Here is a 7922-nt window from a genome sequence, read left to right as displayed (position 1 = left end):
GGAGAAGCCCGAACCGGCCACGCAGGTGACCCCGGAGCCGGAGCCCGAGCTGGAGAAGCCCGAACCGGCCACGCAGGTGACCCCGGAGCCGGAGCCCGAGCTGGAGAAGCCCGAACCGGCCACGCAGGTGACCCCGGAGCCGGAGCCTGAGCCCGAGAAGCCCGCGGCCGAGGCCCCGGTCGCTGAGGACCCCACACCGTCCGAGCCGGAGCCCGAGCCGACCTCGAAGCCGGCCCCAGCGGTCACGGAGCCCGAGCCCGAGCCGGTCGCGGAGGCAACCCCCGAGCCGGAGCCCAAGCCGGTCGAGGCAACCCCCGAGCCCGAGCCCGAGCCGGTCGCGGAGGCAACCCCGGAACCGGAACCCCAGCCCCAGCCCGAGTCCGAGCCCGTCGCGGAGGCAACCCCCGAGCCGGAACCGGAGCCCGAGGCCGAGAAGCCCGCGTCCAAGGCCCCTGTCGCTGAGGAACCGGTCGCTGAGGAACCGGTCGCAGAGGACCCGGTCGCAGAGGACCCGGTCGCAGAGGAATCCGCACCGTCCGTCCCGGAGCCCGCAGCCGCAGCCGCAGCCGCCGAGGACGCCCCACAGGGGCCACCCGCAGCCGACGACGAAAGCAGCACGAGTGGTGCGGGTGGGAACACCGGCGCCGACACCGAAGGCGAAGCCGAGGCCACCGACGACGCCCCGCAGCCGCAGGCATCCGCACCCGCCGACGTCCCGGCGACCCTCCGCACCGCCTACACCGCCGCCGCGTCCACCCTCACCGCCAAGGACCTCACCGGCGCCCGCGCCAAGGTCTACCTCGTCCTCGACCGCTCCGCGAGCATGCGCCCGTACTACAAGGACGGCTCCGCCCAGTCCCTCGCCGAGCAGACCCTCGCCCTCGCCGCCCACCTCGACCCCGAGGGCCCGGACGCCACGGTCCACGTCACCTTCTTCTCCACCGAGGTCGACGGCACCGGCGAGCTCACCCTCACGGCGTACGAGAACAAGATCGACGAGCTGCACGCCGGCCTCGGCCGCATGGGCCGTACCAGCTACCACGCGGCCGTGGAGGACGTCCTCGCCCACCACGAGAAGCACGCCCCCGCCGGCGCCCCCGCCCTCGTCGTCTTCCAGACCGACGGCGCCCCCGACGCGAAGACCCCCGCCACCCAGGCCCTCACCGAGGCCGCGAAGACCCACCCCGCCGTCTTCTTCTCCTTCGTCGCCTTCGGCGAGCACGAGAACAAGGCCTTCGACTACCTCCGCAAACTGAAGACCGACAACACGTCCTTCTTCCACGCGGGCCCCACCCCCCTCGAACTCACGGACACCGAGCTCTACGAAGGCGTCCTGGCGACCTGGCGCCCGTAGCGCCGGCGGCACCCCGCGGGGGCGGACGGATCTCTCGTCCGCCCCCGCGTCCACGCCGAAACGCAGGTGAGCCGATCGTCACGGGCCCAGTAGGATTTCGGGCATGGCGGCCACTGGAACCGAGAAGCAGGGGGCGAAGGCGTACTACGTCTCGACCCCCATTTACTACGTCAACGACGCTCCTCACCTGGGCCACGCCTACACGACCGTCGCAGGGGACGTGCTCACGCGCTGGCACCGTCAGCGCGGCGAGAAGGTGTGGTACCTCACCGGCACGGACGAGCACGGTCAGAAGATCATGCGCACCGCGGACGCGAACGGGGTGACCCCGCAGGAGTGGTGCGACAAGCTCGTGGAGGAGGCCTGGAAGCCCCTCTGGGAGCACCTGGAGATCGCGAACGACGACTTCATCCGCACCACGCAGCAGCGGCACACCGACCGCGTCCGGGAGTTCGTGCAGGACCTGTACGACAAGGGCGAGATCTACAAGGGCGGCTACGAGGGCCCGTACTGCGTCGGCTGCGAGGAGTACAAGCTCCCGGGCGACCTGCTCGACGGCGAGGGTGACTTCGCGGGTCAGAAGCTGTGCCCGATCCACAAGAAGCCGGTGGAGATCCTCAGCGAGGAGAACTACTTCTTCAAGCTGAGCGAGTACGGCGAGAAGCTGCTCGCCCACTACGAGGCGAACCCGGGCTTCATCCAGCCCGAGTCGGCGCGCAACGAGGTCGTGAACTTCGTCCGCCAGGGTCTGCAAGACCTGTCGATCTCCCGTTCGACCTTCGACTGGGGCATCCCGATCCCGTGGGACGAGAAGCACGTGATCTACGTGTGGATCGACGCGCTGCTGAACTACGCCACGGCGGTCGGCTACAACGAGAACCAGCAGAAGTTCGAGGAGACCTTCCCGGCCGACGTGCACCTGGTCGGCAAGGACATCCTCCGCTTCCACGCGGTGATCTGGCCCGCCATGCTGATGGCGCAGGGCCTGCCGCTGCCCGGCAAGGTCGCCGCGAACGGCTGGCTGATGGTCGGCGGCGAGAAGATGAGCAAGTCGAACCTGACGGGCATCAAGCCGCAGGACCTGACCTCGCACTTCGGCGTGGACGCGTACCGCTGGTACTTCCTGCGCGCGATCGCTTTCGGCCAGGACGGCTCCTTCTCCTGGGAGGACTTCTCCGCCCGCTACACCAGCGAGCTGGCGAACGACTACGGCAACCTCGCCTCCCGCGTCGCGGCGATGGTCGGCAAGTACTTCGACGGTGCCCTGCCCGAGGCGACGGCGGCCGGTGAGGCGGAGGCGGCGGTCCGGGCCGGCCTCGCCAAGGCGGTCGCGGAGGCCGACCGGAAGATCGGCGACGAGCTGGACTTCCAGGGCGGCATCCTGGCCGTCTTCGACTTCGTCAAGCAGGTCAACGGCTACATCACGGAGCAGGAACCGTGGAAGGTGGCCAAGGACACCAGCGACGAGGGCAGGGCCCGCCTGGCGACGATCCTCTACACGGCGGCGGAGTCGCTCCGCGCGGTGGCCGTGCTCCTGAACCCGGTCATGCCGGACACCTCCCAGAAGCTCTGGGACTCCCTGGGCGCGCAGGCGTCCCTGGGCTCCCTCGCGGACCAGAGGGTCCAGGAAGCCGGCGAGTGGGGCAGGCTCCCGGTCGGTACGACCGTCACCAAGGGCGCGGTGCTCTTCCCGCGCCTGGAGGAGAAGCCGAAGGCGTAACGCGCACGCGCACAGCACAGGGCCTGGGAGCAGCAGCCGCTCCCGGGCCCTCGCCGTACCCGTACCCCCTACCTGTGTGTCCCGGTCCACCCGTATGGTTTCCGCCATGGCAATGGCAGTACCCGAGGTCATTCCGATCGCCTACGTGCCCAGGCGTCACACCGAGTCCATCGGCCGGTACGCGGACGGTCAGTTCCTCGCGTCGATCACGTACGCCTTCCCCGAGGGCTTCCGCCCCGACGAGGGCTGGGAAGAACACAAAGGCCTCTACGTGGCCCTCCACACCTTCGACGCCGAGGGCCACTACCGCGACTCGGAGATCTGGTGCGCCGGAACCTGGGCCGAACAGCAGCGCGCCCCGCAAGGCAACGACTCGGTCCTCGGCCGCGCCCGCATCCACCTGGCGAAGCTCCTGCGCAGCCTGCCCCGCCGCTCTTACACGGACATCGCCGTACGCCCCTTCGAGCTCACCGTCGACGGGGTCCGTTTCGGCCTGGTGATCCGCGAGGACGAGGGCGAGTCCTGGGCCGAGCTCTACCCGGACCGCCTGGAATTCAGCGAACCGTGGGACGGCCGGTACGTCACCTGACGCGGCGCGGGAGCCGGGGCGGCCCCCCACACGGTGTCGTGCGTGCCGCGAAGTGGCCCGGGAACACGTCCCGGGCCCCTCACCTACGCGCTACTTCAGAACGCCGGCCCCCGTGGTCGTCGCCAGTGAGGCCGGCAGGTTCTTCGCCGACGTCTCCAGGCCCGCCGTCAGCGTCGGCGTCCAGTTGACCGTCGTCTTCAGCTTCTTCGAGTTCGCGGCGTTGTACGCGGCGACGACATCCGTCGCCGTGCCGTTGACGAGGTTGCCGCCGCCCGCGACCGCACCCGTGCCGTCACCGCTGAGCAGCTTGGCGGTCTTGCCGCCGGCGGGGACCGTCCAGTGGTTGTGCTCGGCGACGACCTGCGCCTTCGCGCGGGAGTCGATGCTGTACTTCGGCGCGTAGCCGTTCAGCGCCGTCGTGTCGTAGACGTTGTTGTAGAGATGGATCTGGCCGATGCGGGCCAGCGGGGCGCGCTGGACGATGCCCTTCCACACGTTGTGGTGGATGGAGACGCGCAGCTTGCCGACGCTGTCGGTGTCGCTGCTGCCGATCAGCATCGTCTTGTCGTGGTGGGTGAACTGGTTCCGCTCGACGGTCACCAGGTCGGAGCCGTTGGTGATGTCGAGGGCGCCGTCGTGGATCTGGTACTTCCGGCCGAAGTACGTCTTCTCCGCACTGTCGAAGAACGGCGCGTCGGTGAAGGTGTTGTGGTCGGCCCACACGTGGGTCGCCCCGCGCAGGGTGACGGAGTCGTAGGCGGAGTTCCACTCGCCCGCCGAGCCGTCGGTCGGGTCCCACTGCGGGAAGCAGTCCTCGGTGGCGGCGAAGGTGAGGTTGCGGACGATGACGTTGTCCACGTTCTTCACCTGGAGGCTGCCACCGGTGATGCCGGCCTTCGTGCCGGGGACGCCGACGATCGTCGTGTTGGCCGGCACCTTGAACACGATGTTCCTGGACTGCTTGGCCTGGGCCGCCGCGCGGGCCGTCTCCTGCGTCCCCGACGGCAGCTTCGAGGTGCCGTACGTCGCCGGGTCGTACGCCTTCAGGTACGCCGACAGCGAGTAGCCCGTGCCCGCCGCGTAGTCGGCGCAGGTCAGCTTCTTGCCCGTGTCGTCGGTGTTGGCGTCGATCGTGCCCGTGACCTTGATGATCCGCGGGGTGGTGTCGGAGACCGACCCCAGCGCCTTCACCAGTTGCGCGCGCGTGCTGACGGTGAAGGTGTGCGCGGCGTCGGCCTTCGCGCCGCCGGTGGTGCCGGTCCCGGAGGACGCCCAGCCGTTCTTGGCGGCCGGCGTCTGGTGGTACAGGTCGACGGCGTCCGCGTTCGCGTTCAGCACGAGGAAGGAGGCGCCGAGGCCGGCGGTCGCGACGGCGGCGGCGGAGACGATCAGGGTGCGCCGCTTGCGGAGGGACCGGCGGTGGGAGGGGGAGGCCACGAAGGGAGATCCTTACGAGTGGGTGGTACGTCCTGTCATCCCGTCAGTGGCCGCAGGTCACGGAAGGGTTGCCGCTCGCGATCACATCTTCTGCGCCTCTGTACACGGCCGCTCCCCGGGCGGTATACAACACGAAGATCATGTGAAGCCGGGCGTATCGGAACGCACCCGGGCACATGAGCCGATTCGAGTGGGGGGATCCACATGGGAATGTTCGGAAACGCGCACACCGTCGACCCGAGCCAGGCGCAGCAGGACTACGCGCGTCTGCTGGGCGCCGGTGAGCAGGTGCAGGCCGCGTACCAGCTGGTGCGTGACGTCATCCTGTTCACCGACCGTCGCCTGCTCCTGGTCGACAAGCAGGGCATCACCGGCAAAAAGGTGGAGTACCACTCCATCCCGTTCCGCAGCATCACCCACTTCGCGGTGGAGACCGCCGGCACCTTCGACCTCGACGCCGAGCTGAAGATCTGGGTCTCGGGCAACTCCGTCCCGATCCAGAAGACCTTCACCAAGGGCGTCGACATCTACGAGGTGCAGGCGATCCTCACGCAGTTCGTCGCGAAGTAGGCAAGCGGAGGGGGCTCGACGCGAGAGGGGCGGCCTCCTTGCCCTCCGCCGGCCCGAGTTCCGGTGCGAGACGACGCCCCCTCCCGGATCGGCTCCGCGACGCGTACGTGACGAAGACCGTCCACACGTCCGGCGTGAGCGCGAGCTGGGGCCGCCTGTCACCGAGGGCCGCGCACCGCGGGGCCCCGAACCGGGTCCCGCCCCTCACCACCGCGGCGGCCGGACGCGGCCTCTCACCGGAGTCCGACCACGTGTGTTCCGGTGGGCCCGGCGCTCTTCCCCAAGAACCACGAGAGGGAAAGAAACCCCACCAAGCCCCACCCCTCCCGCCCACGGCGGGCGCTCCCTCGGGCGAGTGAACATCGCCATGGCCAGTTCCCCGCACGAGGTGATGCACCGGATCTTCCACCAGCACCCCGGTGTCTTCGTCTGCGCCGCCAGAGCGATCGGCATCCCGTTCGACGACCCGGTGTCCTCCTCACCGCTCCCGGCTGCGAGTGCCTGTCCGGACAGGCGCCCGGGGTGGCTTCACCCCGGGCGCCTTCGATCGCCCGGCGTCCGGCGTCCGGCGTCCGGGCAGGGGCATCAGGTGCCGTCGTGCGTCTCGTCCGGCGCGACGCCCACCGTGAGGGAGCCGACGACTCCCTTGGCGATGTTCTTCTTGTCGTACTTCAGCTTGAGGAGACCGCCCTGGGTGCCGCTCTGGTCGTAGATGGTGTCCTCGGTGAGCGTGGTGCGCTCGGTGGTGCTGGTGGAGTACGGCTCGACCTCGGCGGAGGCGAGCACGGACGCCTCGTCGAAGAAGAACTGGCCGGTGTGGCAGGTGTGCCCGCCCTCGTAACCGGCGTCGGTCCACTCGCCGTCCACATGCACCTTGGTGTGGATGTGGACACAGCGGCCCCGGTACCAGCCCGGGAAGATCGTCTTGAAGGTGACCCGGCCCTGCTTGTCGGTCTTCCAGGTGCCGCGCAGGTAACGCTCGTCGTCGGTGGGCTCCTCGTGGCCCCCGCCGCCGGTGCCGCCGGACGGCGCACCCGACGGCGGCGCGCCCGTCGGGGTGCCGGTGGGCGTGCCCGAGGGGGCGTCGGTCGGGGCCGTCCCGCCGCCACCGCCGGTCGACAGGCTCTCGTAGCCGGAGTAGATGCCCAGCGCGTCGCAGTGCCAGATGTCTACGGCGGCGTCGGCGATCGGCTTGCAGGTCTCGGAGTCGATCACCTTGAGCGTCAGGGTGAGCGGGATGCCCTCCTTGTCCTCGGTGATGTCCCGCCGGATCTTGTCGGCGTCGATGTAGTAGGGGCCCTCGGTGGTCTCCGAGGTGAGCCGGTAGCAGACCTCCGCACCGGTGGCGGTACTGCTCGCCGAGGCGTCGGCGGTCGCTGCCGCCTTCGTCGTCTCACCGGCGAAGGCGCCCGCGGCGAACGCGCCGCCCACCCCGACCGCTACCGCCGCACCGGCACCGGAGACGACGACCTTGCGGCGCGTCACCTCACGTTTGTGCTGAGGCTTGTGCTGGTTTTCCGTGTTTCCCGTCATGAGCGAGAAACGTAGGAGGCGGTCCTGTCAGGGGCGTGGGAAAAGACTGTGGAATTCCATGAGCCCGTAAAGACGCGTTGAGGGAAGGATCCGTTTTCAGCCATCTCCCGGTGAAGGAGGCAGCTCAGGACGACACGAACCCCAGCCCGGCGCGGGCCCTGCGGAGATGCTCCAGCCCCTCCCTCGCCGTCCGCGTCACCTCCTCGTACTCCGCCGCCGTCCGGGCGGCCGCCAGCCGCGCCCGCGCCGCGCGATGGCACTCCGCCGCCCGCGTCAGCGCGCCCGCCGCCTCCTCACCCGCCCCCGCCCAGACCCGCGCGTCGGGCGGCACCAGCCCTCCGCCCAGCCGTACGAGCCACTGGTTCGCCTCCGCCTCCGCGTCCAGGCCGGACACCCGAAAGCGCGAACAGGCCCGCTGCGCACGGCGCTGGGCGACCACCCCGACGACCGCGCCGGTGATCAACAGCACCGAGAGCGTGATCATGAACCCCATGGCCGGCTTCCTTCCTTGCCCGTGAACCGGTGCCGACCCGCGTCGGCCTCCACCCCCATGAGACGGCAGCCCGCTGTGGGCGTCCCCCGGGGGTCCTGTGCGGCGCCGGTGAGCCGTCCCCTGTCCCCGCACAAGCGAAAGGGACCTGAAATCGACGGGCGATTTCAGGTCCCTCTGCGAAAAGGCTTGCTGAAAGGCCGCTTTACTCCGGCGGCCCCTCCGGCTT

At 69.9% G+C, this 7922-nt stretch carries 7 protein-coding genes; 4 read left to right on the top strand and 3 right to left on the bottom strand.

The genetic code is table 11. From position 1 onward, the window contains the following. The 3 genes from ACWD0J_RS07130 to ACWD0J_RS07120 form a co-directional block, all read left to right on the top strand. Positions 1-1354, top strand: a 1354-nt coding sequence (locus tag ACWD0J_RS07130; RefSeq protein WP_451494746.1) for a VWA domain-containing protein, incomplete at its 5' end; no start/stop codon positions are given. A gap of 103 nt (positions 1355-1457) precedes the next feature. Then, entirely contained in the window at positions 1458-3074 is a 1617-nt protein-coding gene (gene metG, locus ACWD0J_RS07125) for a methionine--tRNA ligase (protein ID WP_451494745.1), read from the top strand. 112 nt (positions 3075-3186) lie between these two features. Beyond that, positions 3187-3663: a hypothetical protein gene (locus ACWD0J_RS07120; protein WP_451494799.1), complete on the top strand. Its 477-nt coding sequence runs from the start codon at positions 3187-3189 to the stop codon at positions 3661-3663. Between the two features lie 90 nt (positions 3664-3753). Here the strand turns inward: ACWD0J_RS07120 and ACWD0J_RS07115 are convergent, their stop codons facing one another. Beyond that, positions 3754-5100 carry a pectate lyase family protein gene (locus ACWD0J_RS07115; RefSeq protein ID WP_451494744.1) on the bottom strand — a complete coding sequence of 449 codons (1347 nt, stop codon included), beginning with the start codon at positions 5098-5100 and terminating at the stop codon, positions 3754-3756. Between the two features lie 204 nt (positions 5101-5304). Here ACWD0J_RS07115 and ACWD0J_RS07110 point away from each other — a divergent pair, with 204 nt between their 5' ends. Beyond that, a complete protein-coding gene (locus ACWD0J_RS07110; protein ID WP_451494743.1) occupies positions 5305-5670 on the top strand; it encodes a PH domain-containing protein in 366 nt (121 codons plus the stop codon). Positions 5671-6255: 585 nt separating this feature from the next. Here ACWD0J_RS07110 and ACWD0J_RS07105 read toward each other — a convergent pair. Next, positions 6256-7203: a dioxygenase family protein gene (locus ACWD0J_RS07105; protein ID WP_451494742.1), complete on the bottom strand. Its 948-nt coding sequence runs from the start codon at positions 7201-7203 to the stop codon at positions 6256-6258. Between the two features lie 124 nt (positions 7204-7327). Beyond that, positions 7328-7696 carry a hypothetical protein gene (locus ACWD0J_RS07100; protein ID WP_451494741.1) on the bottom strand — a complete coding sequence of 123 codons (369 nt, stop codon included), beginning with the start codon at positions 7694-7696 and terminating at the stop codon, positions 7328-7330. Between the last annotated feature and the right edge of the window lie 226 nt (positions 7697-7922).

The sequence above is a fragment of the Streptomyces sp. NPDC003011 genome, assembly GCF_053591515.1.
The sequence above is the reverse complement of the archived record's forward strand: the minus strand, read 5'-3'. Positions and strand labels throughout refer to the sequence as shown.

What these genes read in the sequence shown, in the direction of transcription:
- ACWD0J_RS07110 (WP_451494743.1), top strand. Translation starts at nt 5,305, where the DNA reads ATGGGAATGTTCGGAAACGCGCACACCGTCGACCCGAGCCAGGCGCAG.
- ACWD0J_RS07100 (WP_451494741.1), bottom strand. Translation starts at nt 7,696, where the DNA reads ATGGGGTTCATGATCACGCTCTCGGTGCTGTTGATCACCGGCGCGGTC.
- ACWD0J_RS07120 (WP_451494799.1), top strand. Translation starts at nt 3,187, where the DNA reads ATGGCAGTACCCGAGGTCATTCCGATCGCCTACGTGCCCAGGCGTCAC.
- ACWD0J_RS07105 (WP_451494742.1), bottom strand. Translation starts at nt 7,203, where the DNA reads ATGACGGGAAACACGGAAAACCAGCACAAGCCTCAGCACAAACGTGAG.
- metG (WP_451494745.1), top strand. Translation starts at nt 1,458, where the DNA reads ATGGCGGCCACTGGAACCGAGAAGCAGGGGGCGAAGGCGTACTACGTC.